Source organism: Stenotrophomonas sp. STEN008 (assembly GCF_056760435.1).
This window is the reverse complement of sequence record NZ_JBRRET010000001.1, coordinates 48,701-73,429: the sequence shown is the minus strand read 5'-3', so window position 1 is coordinate 73,429 and position 24,729 is coordinate 48,701. Positions and strand designations below refer to the sequence as shown.

The window sequence follows — 24,729 nt, the reverse complement described above, 5'->3', positions numbered from 1 at the left end:
TATAGGGCCGCCGCCGGATCAAGGTCCGGCGGCGGCGATGGACCGCTGCGTTGCGCGGTCAGTTGGCCAGCTGGCAGGTCGCCGGCTTGGCCGAGGTGAACAACGCCGGCGTCGCCCACTCGGGGTGGTCGATGAACGGGTTGCGGTTGCCCTGGAAGCTGTAGATCACGTCGTTGCGCGCGCGCTCGGCGTCGTCCGGCGGATCGGACAGATGCCAGTCGATCAGGGTCGAGAGCAGGCCCATGTAGGCCGGCGAGCTGCTGGTCCTGACGATCCGGCTGCGGTCGTCGGTCAGCTCCAGGTCCGGCTCGGACTGGCCGGTGGCTGCATCCTTGCCGCCCTCGTAGCGGATCGCCATGTACATCACCGCGCGCGCCATGTCGCCCTTGCGATGGCCCCACACCTCGAAGGTGCCGGTGTTGCCGTCCGGCGTGCGCACCCAGTTGGAATTGCCCGGGTAGCCGCCGCTGCCGCCGCCATGGCCGTTGTTGGCCTCGGTGGCGCGCTCGCCACAGTTGGCATCGCACTTGCCGAACGGCTTGTTGCCGCGGTCGGCATTCCACTGCGCATCGGTCAGGTACAGCATGTGGGTGTCGGTGTAGGGCGCGTACGGCAGGCCCTTGTCGCCGGTGGTGCTGGCAAAGCCCAGCGAGTTCGGCCAGGTGTGCTCGCGGTTGTAGGTCAGGCCGCTGCCCGTGCCAGCGCGATCGCTGACCTTGGCGTAGCTGCGGTTGCGATAGGCATCGAGGATGCGGTTGGGATTGTTCGGATCCTCGTCGGCGATCTCCAGGATGGTCCAGGTGCTGGTGCCCGACCCGCTGTACGGATAGGCGGTGTGGCCCTTGATGGTCGCGTGCAGCGAGCAGCGCAGCTGGCTCGGGCTGGAGGTGTTGACCCTGGAGTAGTAGCCCGCCGGTACGCCGGGATTGCCCGGATCGGGGTTGCCCGTGGCGCTGGCCACGGTGAAGGCGATGCGGCTGTCGGCAGCCGGATGCGCGCCCTGCAGGTCGGTGATGCGCGCGGCGCGGATGTCGAAGCGGCAGGCCTCACCGGCCACCAGCGCGGTGTTGGTGGACAGCTTCACGCTCCTGCCGCTGGCCGGGTGGGTCAGCGGTACGCTGCCGGAGGCGCCGCAGCTCAGCGCGAAGGCGCCGCTGGCCAGGTTCACCGTCTCGCTGAACACCACTTCCAGATCGGCCGCGGCCGGGAACGTGCTGCTGCCCTGGGCCGGGGTGGTGGTGGACACCGATGGCGGCGTATTGGGGCCGGGCGTACCCCCACCGCTGAAGGTCTGGCCGTTGTTGCAGCTGCCGAAGGTGTGCGTCGCCGATTCGGCCCAGGTGAAGTGGGCGTACTGGCTGCCGCTGCCCGTCAGCTGCAGTGAGGTGCCAGGGGCCGTGCTGTTGGTCTCGGCCACCGGAATGTTCTGGCTGGTCATGCCTGCGGCAGGACCGCCGGAGGCAGTGATCGTGCCCTCATAGCTGAGGAACTGGACCACCTTGCCGCTGGCGTCGACCAGCGCGATGCCGTCGTTGGGACCGTTCTGGATGCCGTTGGTCGGATAGCTGACCACGGCCAGGGTGGCGCTGCCGCACCCGGCCGCGCTGCCGGCAGGGACGGCCGTGTTGGCGTACACCGAAGCGGCCGACGGCGTGCTGCCGTTGTAGAGATACAGCCGATAGCCGGACAGATCCTCGCCGGCGGTGGCCACGACCTCGATCGCCTCGCCGACGTCACCGGCTGCGGTGCTGTCGTCGTAATGCAGTTCGTTGATGAAGACCTCGGCCTGGGCCGGCGCGGTGGCCAGGGCCAGCACGCAGGCGGTGGCGAGCGGGGACAGCAATCGCATCGACGACTCCTTGTGATTGGGAATGCGCGGCCGAGCCTAAGGCCGATCCAGTGACACTTTGTCGTAAATGAACGTCAGATATCTGACAGTGCGACGTTGGTCACCTAATTCGGGGCCGCCCCACCGCACTGCCGCAGCGTCCGGCGCGGAAACTTTTTTCGCTATGCCCCTTGAAAGCCTCCCGGGGGGCTCCATCTCTGCCGTGCTCCCGACCTTGTCGGGTTTCTTCACGTGCGGTTCTGGCACTCGCCTGGTGCGAGTGCTAACATCGCCGGACTTTTTTAGACCAATCAATCACTTAAGAGGTCTCCTATGAGCATCAAGCCGCTGCACGACCGCGTTGTGGTCAAGCCGATCGAAGCCGACGAAATCTCCGCCGGTGGCATCGTCATCCCCGACTCGGCCAAGGAAAAGTCCACCAAGGGTGAAGTCGTGGCCGTCGGCCCCGGCAAGCCGCTGGACAACGGCAGCGTGCGCGCGCCGTCGCTGAAGGTCGGTGACAAGGTCATCTACGGCCAGTACGCCGGCAGCTCGTACAAGAGCGAAGGCGTCGAGTACAAGGTCCTGCGCGAAGACGACGTGCTCGCCGTCATCGGCTGAGCCCCGCCGCGACCTGTTTCAACCTGATCCCCACATCCCAGCCGCCGGGCACGGCCCGGCGCGACCAATGAGGTAATTGCAATGGCTGCCAAGGATATCCGTTTCGGTGAAGACGCCCGTTCGCGCATGGTGCGCGGCGTCAACGTTCTCGCCAATGCCGTCAAGGCCACCCTCGGCCCGAAGGGCCGCAATGTCGTGCTCGAGAAGAGCTTCGGCGCCCCGACCATCACCAAGGACGGCGTCTCCGTCGCCAAGGAAATCGAACTGGCTGACAAGTTCGAGAACATGGGCGCGCAGATGGTGAAGGAAGTTGCTTCGCGCACCAACGACGACGCCGGCGACGGCACCACCACCGCCACCGTGCTGGCCCAGGCCCTGATCCGCGAAGGCGCCAAGGCCGTTGCTGCCGGCATGAACCCGATGGACCTCAAGCGCGGTATCGACAAGGCCGTCGTGGCTGCCGTCACCGAGCTGAAGAACATCTCCAAGCCGACCGCTGACGACAAGGCGATCGCCCAGGTCGGCACCATCTCGGCCAACTCGGACGAGTCGATCGGCCAGATCATCGCTGACGCGATGAAGGAAGTCGGCAAGGAAGGCGTGATCACCGTTGAAGAAGGCTCGGGCCTGGACAACGAGCTGGACGTGGTCAAGGGCATGCAGTTCGACCGCGGCTACCTGTCCCCGTACTTCATCAACAACCAGCAGTCGCAGACCGCTGACCTGGATGACCCGTTCATCCTGCTGCACGACAAGAAGATCTCCAACGTCCGTGACCTGCTGCCGGTGCTGGAAGGCGTCGCCAAGGCCGGCAAGCCGCTGCTGATCGTGGCCGAGGAAGTCGAAGGCGAAGCGCTGGCGACCCTGGTGGTCAACACCATCCGTGGCATCGTCAAGGTTGTGGCCGTGAAGGCCCCGGGCTTCGGCGATCGTCGCAAGGCGATGCTGGAAGACATGGCCGTGCTGACCGGCGGCACCGTGATCTCCGAAGAAGTGGGCCTGTCGCTGGAGAAGGCCACCATCAAGGACCTGGGCCGCGCCAAGAAGGTGCAGGTCTCCAAGGAGAACACCACCATCATCGACGGCGTGGGCGACAAGGCTGCGGTCGAATCGCGCGTTGCGCAGATCAAGACCCAGATCCAGGACACCTCCTCGGATTACGACCGCGAGAAGCTGCAGGAACGCGTGGCCAAGCTGGCCGGCGGCGTTGCCGTGATCAAGGTGGGTGCGTCCACCGAAATCGAAATGAAGGAAAAGAAGGATCGCGTCGACGACGCCCTGCACGCTACCCGTGCAGCCGTTGAAGAAGGCGTGGTTCCGGGCGGCGGCGTTGCACTGGTCCGTGCGGTCACCGCGCTGGCCGGCCTGAAGGGCGCCAACGAAGACCAGAACCACGGCATCCAGATCGCCCTGCGCGCGATGGAAGCCCCGCTGCGCGAGATCGTCGCCAACGCCGGCGAAGAGCCGTCCGTCATCGTCAACAAGGTCAAGGAAGGCAGCGGCAGCTTCGGCTACAACGCCGCCACCGGTGAGTTCGGCGACATGCTGCAGTTCGGCATCCTGGACCCGACCAAGGTGACCCGTTCGGCGCTGCAGAACGCGGCCTCGATCGCTGGCCTGATGATCACCACCGAAGCCATGGTTGCCGAAGCTCCGAAGAAGGACGAGCCGGCCCTGGGCGGCGCCGGTGGCATGGGCGGCATGGGTGGCATGGGCGGCATGGACTTCTAAGGTCCGCTGTTCCCGATGAAGTGAAAAACCCCGCCGCAAGGCGGGGTTTTTTTTGTGGGCGTTCCGCCCCCTCCGCTGGACGTGGACCGTGGTCGACCTGTCAGCGCACGAATGCCTTCGTGGCGCCGTATTCCCAATCCCACGGCACCCCCGTCTCGCCCAGCACGAAGCGCACCAGTGCCGGAAAGGCCGCTTCGGCGCGCACATCGTTGCCCAGGATCACCACGCAGCGTTGGCCTTGTTCGACGCACACCAGCGTGTTGCCCACCGCATCGTCATGTCCGCCCTTGTAGAAGCCTGCGCCTTGTGCACCGGTGAATGTCACCACGCCCAGTCCCGCAGCCAGGTTTCTGCGCCGCTGCGCCACCGGCAGTTCCGGCTGCAGCGTCGGGAACTGGCTGGCGGTGGTGATCGGCAGCTGCGGCCGCACCAGCTCCCGGCGCATCGATGCCGACAGCCCCTGGCCACTGACATAGCCGGCCGCGAAATTGCCCATGTCGGCGATGGTCGTGTCCATCGAACCGGCGGCACGCACGCGGCTGCGTTCATCGTGCGGTTCCGTCGTGCCTTCGGCGGTCCAGCCGTCGGCCAGATTCGTGGCGAAATCCTCGCGCCACATCATGCTGGTGCGGGGCATGCCGAAGCGGTCGAATACGCGCTGCTGCATGAGCGTACCCACGTCCAGGCCCAGCCCGCGCTCCAGCACGAACTGCAGCAGGATCAGGCCTTCGCCGGAATAGCCATAGCGGCTGCCCGGATCGAAGTGGAATTTCAGTTTTCCGTCCGGCTCCAGGAATGCAAAGTTGGCAAAGCCGCTGGCATGGTTGAGCAGCAGGCGCGGGGTCAGCCGGCGCCAACGTTCGTCGCCGGCCAGCACGGTGTAATCGGCGTACTTCTTCGGCTCGGCCGGATAGTCCGGTAGCGGTCTGTCCAGCGCGCTGGCGATGCTGGCATCCAGATCGATCACCTTGTCCTGTGCAAGCTGCGCGATCAGGTGGCCGAAGGCCATCTTGGTCAGCGATGCCGCATACATGACCGTGTCGGTCTGCAGCGGTTCGCCGGCAGCGTTGCGCTCGCCATAGGCGGCAACGTGCACGACCTTGCCACCGTCGACGACGGCCACTGCCATCCCGCGGGCGTGAGCCACCTGCATCAGGCGCTTGGCTTCGGCATCGATCCGGGCCGGGGAGGGCACGGGAGGGGGAGCGGCCATTACGGCGGCGGGGAACAGCGTCAGCAACAGCAGGACGGCACGGCGCATGCGTGGAACTCCTGGCGGGACGTGGCGCGATGCTACCGCAGCTTCGGCTGCTTGCAGCCCCCTGCGCGAGGAGTGCGCCCGGCCGGGCCCGGCGGCAGGCCCCGTAGGTGTTGCGTTCCATCCCGTCATGAATATGATTAGGCGCCTAAACATATTGGAAATCACTGTGCTTGAGGCAAAACATGGCGCCCTTCTGGACGAGGCCCGGCGACGTGGCCACGCCAATGTCGCCCTGCTGCATCTGTGCTTCCAGCTGCTGTCGCTGTCCTCGGCGATCGATCGCGACTGCGCCAGCCGGCTGGCACCGCACGGGCTCAGTGAAGGCCGCTTCATCGTGCTGTTCCTGCTGCACGGTGCCGGCGGCACACTGTCGCCGCATGCGCTGGCCGAACGTGCAGGCGTGACCCGCGCCACCATCAGCGGCCTGCTCGATGGCCTGCAGCGCGAAGGGTTGCTGCAGCGGCGCAGCGATGCGGACGATGGCCGTCGCCTCCAGATCGTGCTGACCGCGCAGGGCAAGCGCCTGGCCGAAGACCTCTTCAATCAGCACACGCAGTGGATCGCGGGCCTGTTCAACGGCCTGGACACTGCCGAGCAGGTGCAGCTCTCACAGCTGCTGGCCAAGGTGTGGCAGCACACCGGCGGCGGACGGAAGGACCTGCAGTGAGCGCAGCGATCAGCCCGGCGCGAAAGCATCAGCTGGATACCGGGGCAGCCGCCAGCACGCATCTGGCGGAATGTCTGGCCGTGGACTTCGCGGTGTTGCTGCAGACCGTTGCGGTGCTGCCGGAGACTGCCATTCAATGCATGCGCGATGCCGCCAGCAAAGGCATTACCCAGCGCATGGTTCTGGCGGCAACGCTGTTGCGTGAGGCCAGGCAGGGTGATCCTGCACAGTGGCAGTCGCATGCATCCGACACCGTGCGCGGCTGGGCCTGCTACCTGATCGGTGGCGATGCCACCGCCTCCCTGCCGGTGAAGCTGGAGAAGATGCGCCCGTTGGCCGATGATCCGCATTTCGGCGTGCGCGAATGGGCGTGGCTGGCGCTGCGCACCGACATCGTTGCCGGGCCACTGCTGGCGCTTGAATGCCTGCAGCCGTGGACGCAGGAACCGTCCGCCCATCTGCGCCGGTTTGCCTGTGAAGCACTGCGTCCCCGTGGCGTCTGGGCGGCGCACATCGCTCTTTTCAAGCAGCATCCCGAACACGCGCATTCGCTGCTGGAGGCACTGGCTGATGATCCCGAACGCTATGTGCAGGATTCCGTCGGCAACTGGCTCAACGATGCCGGGAAGACCCAGCCGCAGTGGCTGCGTGACCTGTGCACACGCTGGCAACGCGAGCGCGACAGCCCTGCCAACGCCTACATCCGCAGGCGCGCACTGCGTTCACTGTGATCCGGCGGGTGCCGGACCATGACCGGGCCATCGGGCCCGGTCACATTGCGCGGACGCGGCTAGTGGGGCTGCAGGCGTTCGGCCGCATGCGTGGCCAGCCCCAGGGATGCCAGCATCAACCCTTCCATCACCCGGTCGCTCACGTGATGTTCGGGCGCGGCATTCTGGCGGCAGCGTTCGGCGGCCAGCAGCACCTCCTGCACGATGCGCAGGCCGGCCAGTGCGCCATCGGCATCGGCCAGCATCATGCGTCGGCCGTTCGCTGGATGGCGCTCGGGCCAGGGTTGGCCATCGGCGTCCGCACCGCTGCCGATGCGTTGCAGGTGGGCGACCAGACTGTTGGGATCGAACGGCGCCTGATCGGCATTGGCCGGATCGGGGTGGGCACCGGGGAAGGGAACGTGTGGTGTGTTCATGGCGTGTGCTCCGTACAGGACAGACGACACCGCCACCGGAAGAGGTGGCGGACGGTACGTGGCGGCAAAGACCGGGAGATGCTGATACCGGCGGGCGCAAGCGCCCCCACGCACCGCCCGCCATGGAACGCGGACGGATTGCCAGCCGGCGCCGCGCAAGGCGACGCCGGCTGACAAGCGTAAACAACATCTCCTCGGGCTTTGCCGACCCGGCCACCCTTTTCCGGTGGCAAACCATCTTGAGCACATGTCCGCGTGGAATGCCAAGGCAGTACGCGACACGTCATGAACGCGGCGGAAGTATCGCATATGCCGTTGCCCGTATAACCGCGCATCGAGTGCCTGCAGGCCGCCTCCAGGCCGGGGCGTGGAAAGTGTGGAAAGGCGTTCTCAACCTGCGGGCACAATCGGTCCAGTCACGACATGAGCGATCCGCGTGACGGCACATGCGCTGGTGCGCCAGACGCGGTAAACAGTGCATTGCCCACGTCTACCCACAGGGAAGTCGATCATGCAGAGCACGCTCCAGGTCACGCTGTTCGGCCCTCCCGGCGACACCCCGGCGTTGCAGTTGCCGGATGTGGACGGGCCCTCGGTGGCGATACCGGAATCGACCCTGCGGCGGCTGGTCTCCGATCTCTACACGGCGCGGTCCCTGCTCAACCCCGAGCAGTTGGAGGAGGCGAGGCGGGAGCTGGACCAGGTGCTGGAGCGCTGGGCCGATATCCACGAGGGCCTGCTGCTGGACGTGGAAGTGCATGGCAGCCGCTAGATCGCCGTGCTGCTGAACCGCTTCCCCAGTTGCGGATGAAACATTTTGTGCTGCGCAGAAGCTGTGCTATCAATACATCCCATGAACGCAGCCGCTACCCGCTTTTACTGGTATTACTTTCCGAAGCCACTGGCGGAGGAAGGACTGCGCTCACCCTGAAGAAAGCTTCAGACGCATTCCCGAAAGCCGCCAGCGAACCTGGCGGCTTTTTTCATGCCGCCTCGCTGGGGACCCCCTACGTACCGGAGACCTCCCCCATGCCCCCCCATACCGACGACCTGCGCATCCGCACCATCGAACCGCTCACACCGCCTGCCCAGCTGCTGGCGATGCTGCCGTGTGACGATGAAGCCTCCGGCACCGTCAGTGCTTCGCGCGCGGCCCTGCACCAGATCCTGCATGGCCGCGACGATCGCCTGGCGGTCGTGGTCGGCCCGTGTTCGATCCACGATCCGAATGCGGCCATCGAGTACGCACAGCGCTTGAAGCCGCTGCGCGACGCGCTGGCCGGCGAGCTCGAGATCGTCATGCGCGTGTACTTCGAGAAGCCGCGCACCACGGTGGGCTGGAAGGGCCTGATCAATGACCCGGACCTGGACGGCAGCTTCCGGATCGACAAGGGCCTGCGCATTGCCCGCGGCCTGCTGCGCGACATCAACAAGCTGGGCCTGCCGGCCGGCGTTGAATTCCTCGACGTGATCTCGCCGCAGTACATCGCCGACCTGGTGGCATGGGGCGCGATCGGCGCACGCACCACCGAAAGCCAGGTGCACCGCGAACTGGCCTCCGGCCTGTCGTGCCCGGTGGGCTTCAAGAACGGCACCGATGGCAACGTCAAGATCGCGGCCGATGCGGTCGGCGCGGCCTCCAACCCGCATCACTTCCTGTCGGTGACCAAGCAGGGCGGCACCGCCATCGTTTCGACCACCGGCAACCCGGATTGCCATGTGATCCTGCGCGGCGGCAAGCAGCCGAACTACGACGCGGCCAGCGTGGCCGACGCCTGCCAGGCACTGGCCAAGGCCCGGCTGCCGACGCGGCTGATGATCGATGCCAGCCATGCCAACAGCCTGAAAAACCCGGAAAACCAGCCGAAGGTGATCGAAGACATCGCCGTTCAGCTGGAGGACGGCGAACAGCGCATCGTGGGCGTGATGATCGAGAGCCATCTGGTGGGAGGCCGGCAGGAACTGGTGGAAGGCCAGCCGCTGGTCTACGGACAGAGCATCACCGATGGCTGCATCGACTGGGACACCACCGTGACGGTGCTGGAGCGACTGGCTGCGGCCGTGCGCGCCCGTCGCGAAGTGACGGTGTCAGAAGCCGCCTGAGCGCGGCATGTGTGTGGATGGCGGCCTGCGCCTGCGGGGGTGCGGCCGCGATCAGGGCCGGTCGGAGTTGGAGACCGGCCCGTCCGCACCGGCGATGCGCCTGGCGCTGCGCATGAGCGACAGCGCCAGGTCCATCGCCGGGGTGGTGCAGGGCACGAAGGGGAGCGCCGGGCCACGCCCGGCGAACACGCCATCGTTCAATGCACTTCGTCGTGATACACGAACTTCGGCATTTCCCAGCGGTAGTGGATCGCCAGCAGGCGCAGGGCGAAGCCGCCCGCCAGGCAGCACAGGATGGCCGTGGCATCGGGCACGTTCCAGTGCAGCAGCAGCAGATAGGCGGCGCCGGTCAGCAGCGCGATGATCGCGTACAGCTCCTTCTGGAAGATCAGGGGCACTTCGTTGCACAGAATGTCGCGCAGCACGCCGCCGAACGCACCGGTCAGCATGCCTGCGATCAGCACGATCGGTGTGGCATGACCGGCCTCGCGTGCGATCGAGCAACCGATCAGGGTGAAGGCGATCAGGCCCAGGCCGTCGAGCACCAGGAAGGTGCGGCGGAAGTGGTGCATCCAGCGTGCGACCCAAGTGGCGATCAGCGCCGCGCACACGGTGAAGCCGAGGTACTCGGGATGTTTGACCCAGCCCAGCGGATAGTGGCCAAGCAGGATGTCGCGCAATGAACCACCGCCGAGCGCGGTAACGCAGGCGATCATGACCACGCCGAACAGATCCATGCGGCGGCGTCCCGCGGACAGTGCGCCGGTCATGGCTTCGGCGGAAATGGCGATCAGGTAGATGATGGACAGCAACATGGAACAGGCTCCGGACGCGGTGGGGCCGGCCATGCGCGGACGCCGCCATTGCCTGCGCAATGACGGGATGACGATGACCGGTGCCGCTCCCGCTGTCCTTTTGCCTGAGAGTTCAGCGGCGTAGGCCGCGTGCCCCTTCGGCGGATCGTACCGGGCATGCCCGGTGACCTCTCTCCAGCTCGGCGAGTCGAATGCATGGTTGGTGGGATTCCAGCCCACCGGCCTGAGCGATCATGGGAGCCTGCGCCTTCGGCGGGCGCCAGCGCGGCGCCTCTCTCCTGCATTCGCGGGCAGTATATCCGCTGCGGTGCAGCACGGCATAATCCCGGCATGGCCCCGTCCCACCGCCCGTGGTTCCTGTACCTGCTCGAATGCCGCGATGGCAGCTACTACGCTGGCATCAGCACCGACGTGGACGCGCGTTTCGCGGCCCATCGCGCCGGTACGGGGGCGCGCTACACCCGGGCCCGCCCGCCGCTGCGCATCCTGGCCGTGCGTGAGTACCCGGACCGCTCCGCGGCTTCGCGCGCCGAGTGGCAGCTCAAACAGCTACCGCGCGAGCGCAAGCTGGCGTGGTTGCAGGCGCCGACCGAGGGAATTCTTTAGAGACGGGCCGTGCTCGGCTCCGGCCCTCCGCCATCACTAGGTTCAGGACATTCACAACATGCGACGACAGGAACTCTGACCATGCGATTATCGCTGCGACCATCGACACAGGGATCGATCCGATGAAGGTCCGTTGGATGCTGCTGTTGACCCTCTGCTTGGCCCTGCAGGCCTGCACGCAGACACCGGCACCGCCGTCGCCGCTTCAGCACGGGCAGATCGGTACCGCCGCCGAGCTGGCCTCGCAGCGTGGCCTGACCGCGCCGAATACGCCCCGTTTACGCCGCGATCTGGTGCCGGCCGAACTGGTCGATCTGATTCCGCTCGCCGAAAAATGGGGCATCGGCGATGACCTGCTGCGCAGCGAGATGCAGGAACGTGCCACTGACGCGGAGAAGCAAGCGATGGGCGATGCATTGAAAGACCGTCATGCGCGTATCACCGCGTGGCTCGACAGCCTTCCGCCGGGGCAGTCAATGTCCGACGAGGCCGCTGCGTTCATGTATATGCAGGTGAGTGCTGACGAAATGGGCCTGATGCAGCAGTAGGTTCACACCATGTGGGGTCAGATCCCCACAGGAAAGGGATCTGACCCCGTTGCAGACCTGCGCTACCGTTTCGGCCGGCGGTCATCCTGGTCATCGCCGAAGATGATGCGTGCGCTGCGCTGGTAGCTCCAATACGCCACCGCCCAGTTCAGCAGCACCACGATGCGGTTGCGGAAGCCGATCAGGAAGAACACGTGCGCGGCCAGCCAGAACCACCAGGCCAGCACGCCCGACAGCTGCAGGCGCCCCAGGTGCACGATGGCGGCCATGCGGCCGATGGTGGCCAGGTTGCCGTAGTCCGCGTACTTGAAGGGCCCGGGCTCCGGCCTGCCGTGCAGGCGTGCACGGATGACCTCGGCCACGTACTTGCCCATCTGCTTGGCGGCGGGCGCTACGCCGGGCACGGGCTTGCCGTTGGCCTGGTTCACCGCGGCCAGATCGCCGGCCACGAACAGTTCCGGATGCCCGGGCAGGGTCAGGTCCGGCTGCACCTGCACGCGCCCGGCACGGTCCAGTGGCACGTCCAGCGTGCGCGCCAGCGGCGAGGCGGCCACGCCGGCCGCCCACACCACGGTGCGCGCCGGCACGAACTGGTCACCCAGCGTGAAGCCCTGGCTGTCGATGTTGCTCACCGGCGTTCCGGTCAGCACTTCCACACCCAGCTTTTCCAGCTGCCGGCGCGCCTTCAGCGAGAGCACTTCCGGGAACGAGGACAGCACGCGTGGACCGGCTTCCACCAGGCGCACCTTGGCGCTGGCCGGATCGATGTGGCGGAATTCATTGCGCAGCGTATGGCGTGCAATCTCGGCCAGGGTGCCCGCCAGTTCGACGCCGGTCGGGCCGCCGCCGACGACGGCAAAGCTGAGCCACGCCGCCTTCCTGGCCGGGTCCGGTTCGGCTTCGGCGCGCTCGAACGCCAGCAGCAGCTTGCGGCGCAGGGCAATGGCATCGTCGAGGGTCTTCAGGCCGGGCGCATCATCGGCCCACTGGTCGTTGCCGAAGTAGGCGTGAGTGGCGCCGGTAGCCAGCAGCAGGCTGTCGTAGTCCAGCGTGCTGCCGTCGGCCAGCCGCACCTGGCGGACCTGCCTGTCGATGGCCACGACCTCACCGAGCCGCACTTCCACGTTGCGCTGGTGGCCGAGGATGTGGCGCAGCGGTGCGGCGATGTCCGGCGCTGACAGGCCTGCAGTGGCGACCTGGTACAGCAGCGGCTGGAACAGGTGATGGTTGCGGCGGTCGACCAGGGTGATGCGGATGCGTTCGCGTGCCAGCGCACGGGTGGCCCAGAGGCCGGCAAAACCGCCGCCGACAACGACCAGGTGGGGAACGCGCTCACGACTCATCGACTCACTCCAGGGGGCATGGGGAACCGTCCGGCATCTTCGCACGGCGGCGGCCTGTCACGTCAGCGTGCGCGCGGATCGGCGATACTCGGATTCAGGCAACCGCCAGCGAGAGGCCCATGAGCGAACCGGAAAAGCGCATCGCCCTGTTGATCGACGCCGACAACGCGCCCGCATCGAAGATCGACGAAGTGCTGGCGGAGGTGGCCCGCTACGGCGTGGCCAATGTCCGCCGTGCCTACGGCAACTGGAAGAGCCCACGGCTGAAAGGCTGGGAGGCGGTGCTGCACGAGTACGCGATCCGGCCCATCCAGCAGTTCGCCTACAGCAAGGGCAAGAACGCCTCGGACATGGCCATGGTGATCGATGCGATGGACCTGCTGTACGCGCGCAACCTCGACGGCTTCGCCATCGTCTCCAGCGATGCTGATTTCACTCCAATGGTGATGCGTCTGTTGACCGACGGGGTGAAGGTGTATGGCTTCGGCGAAAAGAAGACGCCGGAACCCTTCGTCAATGCCTGTTCCAAATTCACCTATCTGGAAGCACTGGGCCAGGCCCATGCCAGCGTGCCGGAAGTGGAACAGGGCACGGCAGAGCCGGGTGCCATCGAGCCGGCCACCGGTGAAACGGGCAGCGGCGAGGAAGTGCGCCCGCGCAAGAGCGGCGCGGAAATGCGCAGCGATACACGTCTGGTGAAGATGCTGCGCCGCGCCGTGTCCGCAGCGGAAGGCGAGGACGGCTGGTCGCACCTGGGGCCGGTGGGCAGCCAGATCGCCAACCAGGCCTCGTTCGATTCGCGCAACTATGGCTATGGAAAGCTGAGTGATCTGCTGGCGGCGATCGGTCTGTTCGAACTGAAGAAGGATGGCAAGTCGTCCTACGTGCGCGCGCTGCCGAAGAAGAACCGGTAGCGCCGGGCCATGCCCGGCCGACGCCCCCGCGCATCATTCCGCACGCCCACATGTACACCGATCAGGCGTATCGTTGCCGCTCGCATTGCCCGCAAGGAATACCCGCATGTTGAAGATCTGGGGCCGTCGCAATTCCAGCAACGTCCGCAAGGTGCTGTGGTGTGCCGAAGAGATCGGCCTGCCCTACGAGTCCATCGAAGTGGGCGGCAGCCACGGTGGCACACAGACGCCGGAATACCTGGCGATGAACCCCAACAGCCTGGTGCCGGTGATCGAGGACCACGGCCTGCCGCTGTGGGAGTCCAACGCCATCGTGCGCTACCTGAGCGCGCGCTACGCGCTGGGGACACTGTACGCCGAGGATCCGATGGAACGCGCACAGGCTGAGAAATGGATGGACTGGAGCACCTCGCGGATGGCGCCGCTGTACAGCGATCTGATCTGGGGCATCATGCGCACCGCGCCGGCAGACCGCGACGAATCGCGCATCAATGCCGCCATCGTGCGCGCCGCCGATTACCTGGCGATGGCCGATGCGACGCTGGCCACGCAGCCGTGGCTGTCGGGCGCGACATTCGCGATGGGCGACATCCCGTTGGGTTCACTGGTGTACGCCTGGTATGAACTGCCGATCCAGCGTCCGGACCTGCCCCACCTGGCCGAGTGGTACGCCCGGCTGCGTGAGCGACCCGCTTACCAGCGCGGCGTGATGTCACCGCTGACGTAAGCGGGAATCGCGCGCGGTAACGGTAGCGCCGGGCCATGCCCGGCGGATTCCGCTTGCATTCAATACAGATCCGTCGGATCCACATCCAGCGACCAGCGCACCTTGCGGGCTTCCGGCAAGGCATACAGCTGCGGTACCAGCTGCGCCAGCACGCCGTGCAGAGGCGGGCGCTGTGCCGATGAGAGCAGCAGCTGCGTGCGCTGGTAGCCGGCCCGGCGCGGCATCGGTGCCGGCATCGGCCCGTACGCCTCCACCAGCGCCTGTTCGCCCAGCAATCGCCGTGCAGCCAGCAGGAACGCGTTGGCGTGCTCCACCTGCTGCGCTTCGGCACGCATCAGTGCCAGATGCGCGAATGGCGGGAAGCCGGCGGCCTGCCGCTGGTTCAGTTCGGCCTGCGCGAACGGGTGGTAGCCGCCGTTGACCAGCGTCTCCAGCAGGGGATGACCCGGATGGTGGGTCTGCAGCCACACCTCGCCCGGATCGCGGGCGCGCCCGGCGCGGCCGGCGACCTGGATCAACTGCTGCGCGAGTTTCTCGCTGGCGCGGAAATCGGCCGAGAACAGGCCCTCGTCGATGCCGACCACCACCACCAGCGTGAGTCGGGGCAGATCGTGGCCCTTGGCCAGGATCTGCGTGCCGACCAGGATGCCGGCCTGGTCCCCCAGCTTGGCCAGCTGCTGTTCCAGCGCATCGCGGCGGGCGGTGGTGCCGCGGTCGATGCGCACCACCGGGTACTCGGCGAAGGCGGCGGTGAGGTGCTCCTCCAGCCGCTCGGTGCCGATTCCCTGTGGCTGCAGGGCCAGGCTGCCGCAGGCGGGGCAGGCCAGTGGCGCCGGTTGCCGCGCACCGCAGTGATGGCACTGCAGGCGACGGCCGCCGCCATGCACGGTCATCGGCGCATCACAGCGCTGGCAAGGCGCCGTCCAGCCGCAGTCATGGCACAGCAGTACCGGTGCGTAACCACGCCGGTTCTTGAACACCAGCACCTGCTGGCCGCGCTGCAGGTGCTCGCCGATGCCGGCCAGCACTTCGGCCGAGAGACCGTCCTGCAGGGGACGCTTGCGCACATCCAGGATGCGCACGCGTGGCGGCCGCGCGTCGCCGGCGCGCTGCTTCAGGCGCAGGTGCAGGTAACGACCGGCATAGGCGTTGTGCAGGGTTTCCAGCGACGGTGTCGCGCTGCCCAGCAGCACCGGAACCCCCAGCGCCTTGGCACGCACCAGGGCGAAATCGCGCGCGTGGTAGCGGATGCCGTCCTGCTGCTTGTAGCTGCCGTCATGTTCCTCGTCCACGATCAGCAGGCCGGCCTGCGGCAGCGGCGTGAACACCGCCGAGCGGGTGCCGACGATCACCCGCGCTTCGCCGCGCGAGGCGGCTGCCCAGACGCGCGCGCGCTCGTTGTCATTCAATCCCGAATGCAGCGCATGCACGGCGATGCCCAGGCGGCCGCGGAAACGCGCCAGGGTCTGCGGCGTCAGTCCGATTTCGGGCACCAGCACCAGCGCCTGCCGGCCTTGGGCCAGGCAGTGGATGATCGCCTGCAGGTAGACCTCGGTCTTGCCGCTGCCGGTCACCCCATCGAGCAGGAAGGGCTGGAACCCCACCGCGGCGTTGATCGCGGCAACGGCTTCGGCCTGGTCCGGATTGAGGGTCGGGCCGGGCAGCGGTTGCGCGTGCTGTGGCGCCACGCTCAGTGCAACGCGCTCGGCCAGTGCGCGCTTGCCGAGACTGCGCGCCGCGCTGCGCCAGTCCTCCATGCGCGCCCCCAGCACGTCCTCGTCCACGACGGCGTCGGCCAGCAGTTCCGCCAACTGCCGCGGGCGGCTGCCTGCGCGCAGCGTGCCGCGCTGCGCGTGGCCTGCGGCGGTCAGCTGCCAGCCCCAATGATGGGTGTCGGGCAGGGCTTCGCCGTGCCGCAGCGGCCCCGGCAGGGCCGTGCTCAGCACTTCGCCCAGCGGCGCGTGGGTGTATCGGGCCAGCCATTGCAGGCTCTGCCACAGTTCGCCCTGCAGCAGGGGCGCGGGGTCGCACCACGCGAGCGCCTGACGCAGGCCCTGGCCGTCGTCGGCCTGGCCGTGGCCGGCCACCACGCCGATGAGTTCGCGGTTGCCGAACGGCACCTTCACCCGGCAGCCGACCGCCACGTCCGGGGCATCGCCCTGCGGCGACAGATAGTCGAACAGGCGGGGCAGGGGGACGGGCAGGGCGACCTGCAGGGTCGGAATCGGGTCGAGCATCGGGGCAGTGTAACGGGCCGTGTGCACCCGCATGCCGCCCGGAAGGCCCACACGGGGGACGTCGCCGAATCATAAATGTCACCTAAATATCGGTGTCCATTGGAGATTCAGTCTTATCCACACGTTCTGTGGATAACACTGTGCGTTACCGGTCAACGGCTGCGCAGGACGCCGATGGCGACGGCCTCGCCCTTCGGTTGGTCAAAAAATCGCCATACTTTAAAATTTATTAAAATCAATATGTTATGTGTGAAACATTGCTGAAACAGAGTGAATTCAGCGAGATGTCGCGGTTTTGCCGGGCGCCAGCGTGGTGCTGTGCACAACCTGCAGCATGAAGTGCCCACGGACGCAAGTCCTGCCGGGCGCCGATGGCCTGCCGCTATCATGCCGGCAGACCTCTGGAGTGACCGATGACCGCTGTGCCCGCCCCTGTTTCCTCGACCGCGGCCGGTGCGCTGTCGGCGTTTCTGCGTGGCGTAGAGCGCCGTGCCCTGGTAGTGGCGGAGCTGCAATGCGGCGACCCGGCCCGGGCCGAGCAGACCCTGGTGGCGGTGATGCGCGCCTTCTCGGCCGTTGCCAGCGATCTGCCGATGGCACAGTGGCCGACCCGCTTCTGGACCCTGCTGGGGCAGCGGCAGGCACTGCGCGAGCCGGCCCCGGGCCAGTGGCCGCCGGCACTCGCCGCACTGGGCGGCATGGCACCGCTGCCACGGCTGGCCCTGCTGCTGCGGGTGGGCGGCAGCCTGGATGAGAACATCGCCACGCGGGTACTCGATCGTGATGAGGCCGGCTACCAGCAGCTGCTGGCCGATGCCTGCCCGCGTGATGCCCAGGGTCAGCCGGATGCCGTTGCCTGGCGCGGCCTGGCCGAACAGGTGCAGCAGCGCATCCGCGACCTGCCGGCGCAGCGCCTGCAGCAGCTGCAGCAGCCGGCAGCTGCCACCAGCAGCAATCCGCAGGTGCCGACGTCCAGCTGGAGGGCACCGCAGCGCGATGAACGGAGCGCTGCCAGCCCCCGGCGCCGGCGCCCCGATGCCCGACCGCGCTGGCGCGGGCCGGCGATCCTGCTGCTGACGGTGGCAGTACTGCTGGCAGCCGCTCTGGGCTGGCGCCATTGGAGCGGTCGGTCGCTGGTGAGCGATGCGCCGCTGCCGGAGGGGGTGGTTGCCGAGGCCGGCCCGGTCACGGTCGAGGCGCTGCCGCCGAGCACGGTCGCTGCCACGCCGCAGGCGGACAGCGCCCCGGCCAACGATGACGCAGCAATGCTGGCCGACCGCGATTATCCGTTGCTGGCCGAGGCCGATCTGTATGCCTGGACGGCCGCCGGTGGTCCGCTGCCGGTGGACGAATCGCAGACCAAGCCGAGCCGGCCAGAGCCGGCCAGCGCAGTGCTGGAAACCGCCGCCGCCGATGAATAAGTCCGTGATCACCAGCCTGCTGCTGGCCATCCCGTTGTCGCTGTCCGCAACGCCCCAGACCCTGAATGTTCCACTGCCACCCGCGCCGGCGGCCACGCCCGCGGTCCCGCCATCGGCGGCACCCACCGCGTTCGTCCAGCTCGACGCGCAGCAGCAGCGGCAGCGCCGCGCCGACTACGCCGCTTGGCGCGCGCTGCCGGAAAGCGAGCGCGAACGCATCCGTCAGGCGGCCACGCGGTTCGCCGCACTGCCGGCCGCACAGCAGGAGCGCCTGCGCTCGCAATTCCAGGCACAGGACCAGGCGTTCCGCGATGGCTGGCGGTTGGGGCCGCAACTGGGCGTGGAGTTTCCCAAGCTGCATGGGCTGTTCGGCTTCCTGCCACCGCAGCAGCGCGACAGTGCACTGGCCGTGCTGCACCAGCTCAGCCCGGCACAGCTGGCGCAGTTGGCGCTGGTGGCCCAGCGCACGCCGCCGCAGGAACGCGATGCGGTGCGCAGCGCGTTCCTCGCCGTACCTGCTGCGGAACGAGACGCCTGGCTCAAGCGCCAGGCCGGCCAGTAAGCGCGCGGTCAAACCCAGCGTTCACGCCATGTCATGGGAATGAACGCACCGCGCGCGTAAGATGACGGCCCGCAACCCGGTGCCTGTGCCCTTCGCGCGCAACCGCAGTTCGCGTTCTGCATCCCATGTCCAACGCAACCTCCACGCCGCGCTTCAGCAAGGAAGTCGGCGCCACCGGTCTGCTCGCCCTGCCGCTCGTGCTCGGGCATGTCTCCACCGGCCTGATCTCCTTCGTCGACAACGTGATTGCCGGTCATCACGCCACCTCAACCCTGGCGGCCGTGACCATCGGCACGGCCCTGCTCTGGCTGCCGATGCTGATTCCGATCGGCACGCTGATCTCGCTGACCGCCTCGGTATCACAGCTGCACGGCGCCGGCCGCGAGCGCGAGATCGGTCCGCTGTTCCGGCAGGCGTTGTGGCTGGCGCTGGGCCTGGGCCTGATCATGTTCACCTTCCTCACGGTGGTGCCGCCGCTGCTGCCCGCCTTCGGCATCGCGCCGGACATCGTGCCCGGCGCAACAGCGTTCCTGCATGCGGTGCGCTGGGGCGGGCCGGCGCTGACGCTGTACTTCTGCATGCGCTATCTCAGCGAGGGCATGCACTGGACGCTGCCGACCATGTTGATCGGCTTCGGCGGCCTGGTGGTGCTGGCGCCGATGGGCTACGTGCTGGCCAACGGCAAGCTGGGCTTCCCGGAGCTGGGTGCCGAGGGCCTGGGCATCGCCTCGGCGGTGATGATGTGGTTGCAGGCAAGCGCATTCGCCCTCTATCTGTGGCGTACACGGCGATTCGCCCATCTGCAGCTGTTCTCGCACTTCGAGTGGCCGCGCTGGAAGGCGATCTGGGACCTGCTGCGCACCGGTCTGCCGATCGGCATCACCGTGCTGATGGAAGGTGGGTTGTTCATCGTCACCGCGCTGCTGATCGGCCGCCTCGGCGCCAACGAGGCGGCAGCCCACCAGATCGCAATCAACGTGGCGCAGCTGTGCTTCATGATCCCGATGGGCGTGGCCGAGGCCACCACGGTGCGCGTGGGTCATGCAGTGGGGCGGGGTGATGGCTTCGGTGTGCGTCGTGCAGCCTGGGCCGGCTACGCGATCATCATGGGTACACAGACGTTGTCCGCGCTGGTGCTGCTGTTCGGCCACGATGCCATCGTCGGGGTGTACACCAACGATCTGGCGGTGGCCGGCCTGGCCTCCACGCTGCTGCTGTACGCGGCCACCTTCCAGTTCCCGGACGGCATCCAGGTGCTGTCGGCCGGTGCTCTGCGCGGCCTGAAGGACACCCGCGTGCCGATGTTCATCGCCATGTTCGCCTACTGGGGCCTGGGCATGCCGCTCGGCGCCGGGCTCGGCCTGGGGCTGGGCATGGGCCCGCAGGGCATGTGGATCGGCCTGATCGTCGGCCTCACTGCCGCCGCCATCCTGATGGGCTGGCGCCTGCGTCGCAGCAGCCAGCGCATCGGCCAGTCCGCGCTGTCCTGACCCTCCGCCCGTCACCCCGTGACGGGCGATCCCCTGACTTGTGTCCGATGCCGCCTCACACGGCACCGGCTATGCTGTTACCACGGCAAGAAGCCATCCGGAGCGCTCCATGAATCAACCCGTGCCCCCGCTGCCCCAGGCGCGTCGCAATCCCGTCGCCAGTTTCTTCATCGGGCTGTGGGACGTCATGAATTTCACCCGCCGGTTGATCCTCAACCTGGTGTTCTTCGGCCTGCTGTTCCTGCTGCTGGTGGTGTTCGTCATCGCCGCCGGCATGGGCGCCGGTGCCAGCAAATCGCTGCAGGACCGCACGACCCTGGTGATCGCACCGGAAGGGCGCCTGGTCGAGCAGTTCAGCGCCGATCCGGTCAGCCGCGCGCTGGCCAAGGCCGTGGGCGACAACAGCGCCGAAGAGGTCCAGCTGCGTGACCTGGTCCGGGTGATCGAGTCGGCGCGCGACGACAAGAAGATCGAACGCGTGGTGCTGGAACTGGACAAGCTGCAGCCCTCCGGTTTCGCTTCGCTGCGTGAAGTCGCCGCCGCGCTGCAGAGCCTGCGCGCGTCCGGCAAGCAGCTGGTGGCCTACAGCGAAAGCATGGGCCAGTCGCAGTACCTGCTGGCTGCGCAGGCCGACGAGGTCTACCTGGATCCGATGGGATCGGTGGTGCTCGAGGGTCTGGGCCGCTACCGCCAGTACTTCCGCTCCGGCCTGCAGGACAAGCTGGGCGTGGACGTGCACCTGTTCAAGGTGGGCGAGTACAAGTCCGCGGCCGAGCCCTATGTGCTTGATGCTGCTTCGCCGGCGGCCAAGGAAGCCGACCTGTACTGGATGAACGACGTGTGGCAGCGCTATCTGGGCGACATCGCCAAGGCGCGCCGGCTGGATCCGGCGCAACTGGCCGCCGGCATCGATACGCTGCCCGAAGGTGTGGCGGCTGCCGGTGGCGATCTGGCCAAGTTCGCCCTGCAGCAGAAGCTGGTGACCGCGCTGAAGACCCGCGAGGAGTTCGAAGACCTGATGATCGAACGCGGCGTGGCCGATGAAGACGCTGAGGGCGGCTTCCGCAATGTCGATTTCGGTCGCTACATGGCCCTGCTCGACGCCCGCCGCAGTCCGGTGGATGCACGCCCGCAGGTGGCCGTGGTGGTTGCCGCCGGCGAGATCAGTGGCGGTGACCTGCCGGCCGGCCGCATCGGTGGTGAGTCCACGTCGGCGCTGCTGCGCGCTGCGCGCGACGACGAGCAGGTCAAGGCCGTGGTGCTGCGCGTGAATTCGCCGGGTGGCGAAGTGTTCGCCTCCGAGCAGATCCGCCGTGAAGTGGTGGCCCTGCAGGCCGCCGGCAAGCCGGTGGTGGTGTCAATGGGTGACCTGGCCGCGTCCGGTGGTTACTGGATCAGCATGAATGCCGATCGCATCTACGCCGATCCCTCGACCATCACCGGTTCGATCGGCATCTTCGGCATGATCCCGAACTTCAGCCGCGCGCTGGACAAGATCGGCGTGCATACCGATGGTGTCGGCACCACGCGCTTCGCCGGTGCGTTCGACGTCACCCGTCCGATGGATCCGGCGGTGGGCCAGGTCATCCAGACGGTCATCAACAAGGGCTACGCCGACTTCACCGGACGTGTCGCCGAAGCACGCAAGAAGCCGGTCGAGGCCATTGATGAGGTGGCCCGTGGCCGTGTCTGGAGTGGCGCGCAGGCAAAGGAACGTGGTCTGGTCGATGCCTTCGGTGGCCTGAAAGACGCCGTGGCCGACGCCGCCAGCCGCGCCAAGCTGGGCGGCGAAGACAAGTTCCGCGTGCGTTACATCGAAAAGGCCGCGACCCCGTTCGCGCAGTTCGTCAGTGGGTTTGCCGGCAGCCGTACTGGTGCCTGGATGCTGTCCGATTCGGGCGTGGCGCGGATGATGCTGGCGCGCACGATGCCGGAAGTGGATACCCAGCTGCGCTTCGTCGAAAACGCCGCGCGCGAGAAGGGTAACGGCGCTCCGGTAAAGACCCTGGCGTACTGCTTCTGCGGGTTCTGAGCACAGCCAGCCACGCGTAGCGTGGATCGACGGAAAACGCCCGGCCCTTGGCCGGGCGTTTTCGTTTGGCGGCGCTCCGCTGACAGCGCCATCGCGGCGATCAGCGCGCTGCGTCGGCTTCCGCGCTGCGCTCGCGCTCGGCGCCATCATCGACGGTCTTCTGCACGGCGCGCGCGCGATCGATCGGTTGCTGCGCTGCACGGGCCAGGGCTTGGGGTTCCGGCGGCCGTTCCGGGTCCGGTGCCGGTGGGCGTTGGCAGCCGGCCAGCAATACAGTCGCCGACAGCAGTACGGACAGGATCAGGATGCGCATGGTGGCTCTCCACGACGGGCGTGCGGCCAGTGTGGCACCGCCGGCAGGGGCGTGCCGTGAGCGCGTATCCTTTCTGCATCGGAACACAGCGGGCGCAGCCCGGGAGGACACATGACCCAGCAACGGTGGCGACTGGACGGGCAGACCGCACTGATCACCGGCGCCAGCGCCGGCATCGGCCTGGCCATCGCGCGTGAACTGGCCGGCTTCGGTGCCGACCTGATGATTGTCGGGCGCGACATCGACGCGCTGGAAACCGCGCGCGACGAGCTGGCCGACGCCTATCCCGACCAGCAGGTGCGCGCGCTTGCCGCCGACGTCTCCGACGACGAGGATCGCCGGCAGATCCTGGACTGGGTCGAGGACCATGCCGATGGCCTGCACGTGCTGGTCAACAATGCGGGTGGCAACATCACCCGCGCCGCCATCGACTATACCGAGGACGAGTGGCGCGGCATCTTCGAGACCAATCTGTTCTCGGCGTTTGAACTGTCGCGCTATGCGCATCCGCTGCTGGCACGTCACGCCTCGTCGGCCATCGTCAACGTCGGCAGCGTCTCCGGCCTGACCCATGTGCGCAGTGGCGTGGTGTACGGCATGAGCAAGGCGGCGATGCACCAGATGACCCGCAACCTGGCCGTGGAATGGGCCGAGGATGGCATCCGCGTGAACGCGGTGGCGCCGTGGTACATCCGCACGCGCCGCACCTCCGGGCCGTTGTCCGACCCTGACTACTACGAGGAAGTCATCGATCGCACGCCGATGCGCCGCATCGGTGAGCCGGAGGAAGTCGCCGCGGCCGTGGGCTTCCTGTGCCTGCCGGCGGCGAGTTATGTCACCGGCGAATGCATCGCCGTGGACGGCGGTTTCCTGCGCTACGGGTTCTGACCGTCACCGCGTTGGGCCCGCGCTACGCCGGCAGGTCCTCACCCCGGTACCGGGCAGTCGCTGGCCTCGAGCACGGCCTGCAGACGCTCGCGCTCGCTGCGCGCGGCGTCGAGGTTCTCCGGCGCGGCGAAGCGCTCGCGCCCCCGGGCGTCGCGCAGGCGCTGCTGCCAGCTGCCGCAGCGCTGGATCTCGGGAACCTCCTCGCAGCGGTCGCGTACCACTTCGCAGCTGGCGGCATTGGCCGGGGTGACACCGCCAAGACCCTGTACGTCGAGCAGCACGCAGTGCGGCGGCGCCGCCTCGTACTCGTGCAGGTAGCGGCTTCCTTCCTCGCTGCTGCACTGGAAGATCGGCGGCAGCGGTGCCCGTGGCGCGCTGTCGCTGCCGCTTGCCGGGTCCGTCCGCGGCGGCAGCGCTGCGCTGTCCAGAATGGTGTCGCCGCCACCAGCGGGTTCGACCATGCCCGCTTCCATGATGGTGCGCGCCTGGTCGACCCGGCGCGGCGTGTCCGCCGCTGCCGGCGACGGCACTGCCGACGGGACGAGCTCCGTCTGCTCGCCGGCGGGCGGCTCCACGCGCGGTGCCGGCGTCGCTGCTGGCGCCGGTACCCGCTGGATCTGCTGCGTGCTGCCTTCGGGGCAGGGCGTGCGCTGCAGGGTGGGAACGTCAGTGCTGCCGAATGCGCAGCGGTAGATCACCATGTCCTCGGCGAGCGCGTTTGCGGGCAGCAGCGCCAGAACCAGCCAGAGTGCTTTTCTCATGCGTGCAGCCTACACGGGCAGGGGCTCAACGCCCGCAGTCGCGCGACAGGCGCGCATCGATACCGCGCTGTTCGTTGCTGATCGCGGTGCGCTCGCTCTGCAGCGCGCTGTTGTAGCGGCGGTCCAGCTCCCAGCGGCGATCGCGCAGGCGCGAACAGACTTCCTGCGGCGGCAGCGCATGGCAGGTGTCGCGGACCAGGATGTTGCCTGCCGGCACCTGCACGCCGACGCCGACCGCAGGTGGCCGGTAGATCGGCGGACCTCCGGCCGATGCGCCCGTGGCCGGGCGGGGCCCGGGATGGCCTGGTCCGAAATGGCCGCGCGGCGACCAGACCGTGGTCCACAGCGGGACCCAGCGTGGATTGCCTTCGTTGCTGTCGCTGGTGTAACGCTCGCCGTCGGCGGTAACGCATTCGTACATCGGTTGCGGAGGCTGGACGTAGACGTGCCGGACCTCGCGCTCGATCACGGCCGGCGGCGTGCTGGTTGCGGGCGCGGCGTCGCTGCGCACCACCTGCGGCGCCGGATCACGCGGCCGCTGCAGGTCGCGCACTTCCTGGCGGCCGCTGCTGCACGGCGTGTCCTGCAGTGCCACGGCGCCATTGCTGCCGACACAGCGGTAGACACGCACATCGTCGCCGGCGGTGGCGGTCAATGGCAGCAGCAGGCTCAGGCAGAGGGCGGCGCGCAGCGGGCTCATGGAGGCAGCGTGCG

General features: G+C 67.6%; 24 protein-coding genes and 2 riboswitches. Of the genes, 15 read left to right on the top strand and 9 right to left on the bottom strand.

Annotation, left to right across the window (positions count from 1 at the left end):
• Nucleotides 1–58: 58 nt before the first annotated feature.
• A complete protein-coding gene (locus tag ACVOME_RS00395) occupies nt 59–1,849 on the bottom strand; it encodes an endonuclease (RefSeq protein WP_445394071.1) in 1,791 nt (596 codons plus the stop codon).
• A 312-nt stretch (nt 1,850–2,161) separates the two neighbouring features.
• Here ACVOME_RS00395 and ACVOME_RS00390 point away from each other — a divergent pair, with 312 nt between their 5' ends.
• Both ACVOME_RS00390 and groL read left to right on the top strand, forming a co-directional pair.
• Complete coding sequence (locus tag ACVOME_RS00390) at nt 2,162–2,449, top strand: co-chaperone GroES (protein WP_006396661.1); 288 nt, start codon at nt 2,162–2,164, stop codon at nt 2,447–2,449.
• Nucleotides 2,450–2,530: 81 nt separating this feature from the next.
• The gene (gene groL / locus ACVOME_RS00385) at nt 2,531–4,180 is read left to right on the top strand and encodes a chaperonin GroEL (RefSeq protein WP_053515717.1); all 1,650 of its coding nucleotides are present in this window, start codon (nt 2,531–2,533) and stop codon (nt 4,178–4,180) included.
• A gap of 100 nt (nt 4,181–4,280) precedes the next feature.
• On the opposite strand, the gene ACVOME_RS00380 is transcribed toward groL, so the two are convergent.
• Nucleotides 4,281–5,441: a serine hydrolase domain-containing protein gene (locus ACVOME_RS00380; RefSeq protein ID WP_481504583.1), complete on the bottom strand. Its 1,161-nt coding sequence runs from the start codon at nt 5,439–5,441 to the stop codon at nt 4,281–4,283.
• A 166-nt stretch (nt 5,442–5,607) separates the two neighbouring features.
• Between ACVOME_RS00380 and ACVOME_RS00375 the strand changes: the two genes are divergently transcribed.
• Nucleotides 5,608–6,108, top strand: a complete 501-nt coding sequence (locus ACVOME_RS00375; RefSeq protein ID WP_128987723.1) for a MarR family winged helix-turn-helix transcriptional regulator — start codon at nt 5,608–5,610, stop codon at nt 6,106–6,108.
• On the top strand, nt 6,105–6,839 hold the full coding sequence (locus ACVOME_RS00370) for a DNA alkylation repair protein (protein WP_253119259.1): 735 nt from the start codon (nt 6,105–6,107) through the stop codon (nt 6,837–6,839). The genes ACVOME_RS00375 and ACVOME_RS00370 overlap by 4 nt, the downstream gene beginning before the upstream one ends.
• Nucleotides 6,840–6,898: 59 nt before the next feature.
• On the opposite strand, the gene ACVOME_RS00365 is transcribed toward ACVOME_RS00370, so the two are convergent.
• The gene (locus ACVOME_RS00365) at nt 6,899–7,255 is read right to left on the bottom strand and encodes a hypothetical protein (RefSeq protein ID WP_481504582.1); all 357 of its coding nucleotides are present in this window, start codon (nt 7,253–7,255) and stop codon (nt 6,899–6,901) included.
• Nucleotides 7,256–7,766: 511 nt separating this feature from the next.
• Between ACVOME_RS00365 and ACVOME_RS00360 the strand changes: the two genes are divergently transcribed.
• Nucleotides 7,767–8,027 carry a hypothetical protein gene (locus ACVOME_RS00360; RefSeq protein WP_053515725.1) on the top strand — a complete coding sequence of 87 codons (261 nt, stop codon included), beginning with the start codon at nt 7,767–7,769 and terminating at the stop codon, nt 8,025–8,027.
• Nucleotides 8,028–8,284: 257 nt separating this feature from the next.
• Nucleotides 8,285–9,358 carry a 3-deoxy-7-phosphoheptulonate synthase gene (locus ACVOME_RS00355; RefSeq protein WP_065174436.1) on the top strand — a complete coding sequence of 358 codons (1,074 nt, stop codon included), beginning with the start codon at nt 8,285–8,287 and terminating at the stop codon, nt 9,356–9,358.
• Between the two features lie 197 nt (nt 9,359–9,555).
• Here the strand turns inward: ACVOME_RS00355 and ACVOME_RS00350 are convergent, their stop codons facing one another.
• Nucleotides 9,556–10,173 (bottom strand): trimeric intracellular cation channel family protein, encoded by a 618-nt coding sequence (locus tag ACVOME_RS00350; protein WP_193395970.1) that lies wholly within the window; start codon nt 10,171–10,173, stop codon nt 9,556–9,558.
• Between the two features lie 82 nt (nt 10,174–10,255).
• A riboswitch (glycine riboswitch) is annotated at nt 10,256–10,361 on the bottom strand.
• A gap of 13 nt (nt 10,362–10,374) precedes the next feature.
• Nucleotides 10,375–10,464, bottom strand: a riboswitch (glycine riboswitch).
• Nucleotides 10,465–10,503: 39 nt separating this feature from the next.
• Between ACVOME_RS00350 and ACVOME_RS00345 the strand changes: the two genes are divergently transcribed.
• On the top strand, nt 10,504–10,779 hold the full coding sequence (locus tag ACVOME_RS00345; RefSeq protein WP_253119252.1) for a GIY-YIG nuclease family protein: 276 nt from the start codon (nt 10,504–10,506) through the stop codon (nt 10,777–10,779).
• 137 nt (nt 10,780–10,916) lie between these two features.
• Entirely contained in the window at nt 10,917–11,327 is a 411-nt protein-coding gene (locus ACVOME_RS00340; protein WP_253119251.1) for a hypothetical protein, read from the top strand.
• 62 nt (nt 11,328–11,389) lie between these two features.
• On the opposite strand, the gene ACVOME_RS00335 is transcribed toward ACVOME_RS00340, so the two are convergent.
• Nucleotides 11,390–12,670: an NAD(P)/FAD-dependent oxidoreductase gene (locus tag ACVOME_RS00335; protein WP_065181581.1), complete on the bottom strand. Its 1,281-nt coding sequence runs from the start codon at nt 12,668–12,670 to the stop codon at nt 11,390–11,392.
• Nucleotides 12,671–12,789: 119 nt separating this feature from the next.
• On the opposite strand from ACVOME_RS00335, the gene ACVOME_RS00330 reads away from it, so the two are divergent.
• Together ACVOME_RS00330 and ACVOME_RS00325 are read left to right on the top strand one after the other, a co-directional pair.
• A complete protein-coding gene (locus tag ACVOME_RS00330) occupies nt 12,790–13,584 on the top strand; it encodes an NYN domain-containing protein (protein WP_053515735.1) in 795 nt (264 codons plus the stop codon).
• Nucleotides 13,585–13,690: 106 nt separating this feature from the next.
• Nucleotides 13,691–14,311 carry a glutathione S-transferase family protein gene (locus tag ACVOME_RS00325; RefSeq protein WP_053515737.1) on the top strand — a complete coding sequence of 207 codons (621 nt, stop codon included), beginning with the start codon at nt 13,691–13,693 and terminating at the stop codon, nt 14,309–14,311.
• Between the two features lie 59 nt (nt 14,312–14,370).
• Here ACVOME_RS00325 and ACVOME_RS00320 read toward each other — a convergent pair whose 3' ends face one another.
• Complete coding sequence (locus ACVOME_RS00320) at nt 14,371–16,548, bottom strand: primosomal protein N' (RefSeq protein ID WP_322522620.1); 2,178 nt, start codon at nt 16,546–16,548, stop codon at nt 14,371–14,373.
• Nucleotides 16,549–16,961: 413 nt separating this feature from the next.
• Here ACVOME_RS00320 and ACVOME_RS00315 point away from each other — a divergent pair, with 413 nt between their 5' ends.
• From ACVOME_RS00315 to sppA, 4 genes are all read left to right on the top strand, one after another.
• Nucleotides 16,962–17,969 (top strand): hypothetical protein, encoded by a 1,008-nt coding sequence (locus ACVOME_RS00315; RefSeq protein WP_481504581.1) that lies wholly within the window; start codon nt 16,962–16,964, stop codon nt 17,967–17,969.
• Entirely contained in the window at nt 17,962–18,531 is a 570-nt protein-coding gene (locus ACVOME_RS00310) for a DUF3106 domain-containing protein (RefSeq protein WP_053515743.1), read from the top strand. The genes ACVOME_RS00315 and ACVOME_RS00310 overlap by 8 nt, the downstream gene beginning before the upstream one ends.
• Nucleotides 18,532–18,656: 125 nt before the next feature.
• Complete coding sequence (locus tag ACVOME_RS00305; protein WP_053515745.1) at nt 18,657–20,021, top strand: MATE family efflux transporter; 1,365 nt, start codon at nt 18,657–18,659, stop codon at nt 20,019–20,021.
• Between the two features lie 109 nt (nt 20,022–20,130).
• Nucleotides 20,131–22,053 carry a signal peptide peptidase SppA gene (gene sppA / locus ACVOME_RS00300; RefSeq protein ID WP_065174443.1) on the top strand — a complete coding sequence of 641 codons (1,923 nt, stop codon included), beginning with the start codon at nt 20,131–20,133 and terminating at the stop codon, nt 22,051–22,053.
• Nucleotides 22,054–22,153: 100 nt separating this feature from the next.
• On the opposite strand, the gene ACVOME_RS00295 is transcribed toward sppA, so the two are convergent.
• Entirely contained in the window at nt 22,154–22,366 is a 213-nt protein-coding gene (locus ACVOME_RS00295; RefSeq protein ID WP_053515748.1) for a hypothetical protein, read from the bottom strand.
• A 111-nt stretch (nt 22,367–22,477) separates the two neighbouring features.
• Here ACVOME_RS00295 and ACVOME_RS00290 point away from each other — a divergent pair, with 111 nt between their 5' ends.
• Entirely contained in the window at nt 22,478–23,254 is a 777-nt protein-coding gene (locus ACVOME_RS00290; protein ID WP_065181584.1) for an SDR family oxidoreductase, read from the top strand.
• Between the two features lie 38 nt (nt 23,255–23,292).
• Here the strand turns inward: ACVOME_RS00290 and ACVOME_RS00285 are convergent, their stop codons facing one another.
• Both ACVOME_RS00285 and ACVOME_RS00280 read right to left on the bottom strand, forming a co-directional pair.
• Complete coding sequence (locus tag ACVOME_RS00285; RefSeq protein WP_481504580.1) at nt 23,293–24,015, bottom strand: hypothetical protein; 723 nt, start codon at nt 24,013–24,015, stop codon at nt 23,293–23,295.
• A gap of 25 nt (nt 24,016–24,040) precedes the next feature.
• Complete coding sequence (locus ACVOME_RS00280) at nt 24,041–24,715, bottom strand: DUF4124 domain-containing protein (RefSeq protein WP_128987731.1); 675 nt, start codon at nt 24,713–24,715, stop codon at nt 24,041–24,043.
• Nucleotides 24,716–24,729: the final 14 nt, after the last annotated feature.

Excerpts from the sequence above, each read along its gene's own strand:
- ACVOME_RS00280 (WP_128987731.1), bottom strand. The coding sequence starts at position 24,715 with ATGAGCCCGCTGCGCGCCGCCCTCTGCCTGAGCCTGCTGCTGCCATTG.
- ACVOME_RS00340 (WP_253119251.1), top strand. The coding sequence starts at position 10,917 with ATGCTGCTGTTGACCCTCTGCTTGGCCCTGCAGGCCTGCACGCAGACA.
- ACVOME_RS00390 (WP_006396661.1), top strand. The coding sequence starts at position 2,162 with ATGAGCATCAAGCCGCTGCACGACCGCGTTGTGGTCAAGCCGATCGAA.
- ACVOME_RS00355 (WP_065174436.1), top strand. The coding sequence starts at position 8,285 with ATGCCCCCCCATACCGACGACCTGCGCATCCGCACCATCGAACCGCTC.
- ACVOME_RS00315 (WP_481504581.1), top strand. The coding sequence starts at position 16,962 with ATGACCGCTGTGCCCGCCCCTGTTTCCTCGACCGCGGCCGGTGCGCTG.
- ACVOME_RS00320 (WP_322522620.1), bottom strand. The coding sequence starts at position 16,548 with ATGCTCGACCCGATTCCGACCCTGCAGGTCGCCCTGCCCGTCCCCCTG.
- ACVOME_RS00295 (WP_053515748.1), bottom strand. The coding sequence starts at position 22,366 with ATGCGCATCCTGATCCTGTCCGTACTGCTGTCGGCGACTGTATTGCTG.
- ACVOME_RS00360 (WP_053515725.1), top strand. The coding sequence starts at position 7,767 with ATGCAGAGCACGCTCCAGGTCACGCTGTTCGGCCCTCCCGGCGACACC.
- ACVOME_RS00325 (WP_053515737.1), top strand. The coding sequence starts at position 13,691 with ATGTTGAAGATCTGGGGCCGTCGCAATTCCAGCAACGTCCGCAAGGTG.
- ACVOME_RS00285 (WP_481504580.1), bottom strand. The coding sequence starts at position 24,015 with ATGAGAAAAGCACTCTGGCTGGTTCTGGCGCTGCTGCCCGCAAACGCG.
- ACVOME_RS00350 (WP_193395970.1), bottom strand. The coding sequence starts at position 10,173 with ATGTTGCTGTCCATCATCTACCTGATCGCCATTTCCGCCGAAGCCATG.
- ACVOME_RS00380 (WP_481504583.1), bottom strand. The coding sequence starts at position 5,441 with ATGCGCCGTGCCGTCCTGCTGTTGCTGACGCTGTTCCCCGCCGCCGTA.
- groL (WP_053515717.1), top strand. The coding sequence starts at position 2,531 with ATGGCTGCCAAGGATATCCGTTTCGGTGAAGACGCCCGTTCGCGCATG.
- ACVOME_RS00345 (WP_253119252.1), top strand. The coding sequence starts at position 10,504 with ATGGCCCCGTCCCACCGCCCGTGGTTCCTGTACCTGCTCGAATGCCGC.
- sppA (WP_065174443.1), top strand. The coding sequence starts at position 20,131 with ATGAATCAACCCGTGCCCCCGCTGCCCCAGGCGCGTCGCAATCCCGTC.
- ACVOME_RS00335 (WP_065181581.1), bottom strand. The coding sequence starts at position 12,670 with ATGAGTCGTGAGCGCGTTCCCCACCTGGTCGTTGTCGGCGGCGGTTTT.
- ACVOME_RS00310 (WP_053515743.1), top strand. The coding sequence starts at position 17,962 with ATGAATAAGTCCGTGATCACCAGCCTGCTGCTGGCCATCCCGTTGTCG.
- ACVOME_RS00365 (WP_481504582.1), bottom strand. The coding sequence starts at position 7,255 with ATGAACACACCACACGTTCCCTTCCCCGGTGCCCACCCCGATCCGGCC.
- ACVOME_RS00290 (WP_065181584.1), top strand. The coding sequence starts at position 22,478 with ATGACCCAGCAACGGTGGCGACTGGACGGGCAGACCGCACTGATCACC.
- ACVOME_RS00305 (WP_053515745.1), top strand. The coding sequence starts at position 18,657 with ATGTCCAACGCAACCTCCACGCCGCGCTTCAGCAAGGAAGTCGGCGCC.
- ACVOME_RS00330 (WP_053515735.1), top strand. The coding sequence starts at position 12,790 with ATGAGCGAACCGGAAAAGCGCATCGCCCTGTTGATCGACGCCGACAAC.
- ACVOME_RS00395 (WP_445394071.1), bottom strand. The coding sequence starts at position 1,849 with ATGCGATTGCTGTCCCCGCTCGCCACCGCCTGCGTGCTGGCCCTGGCC.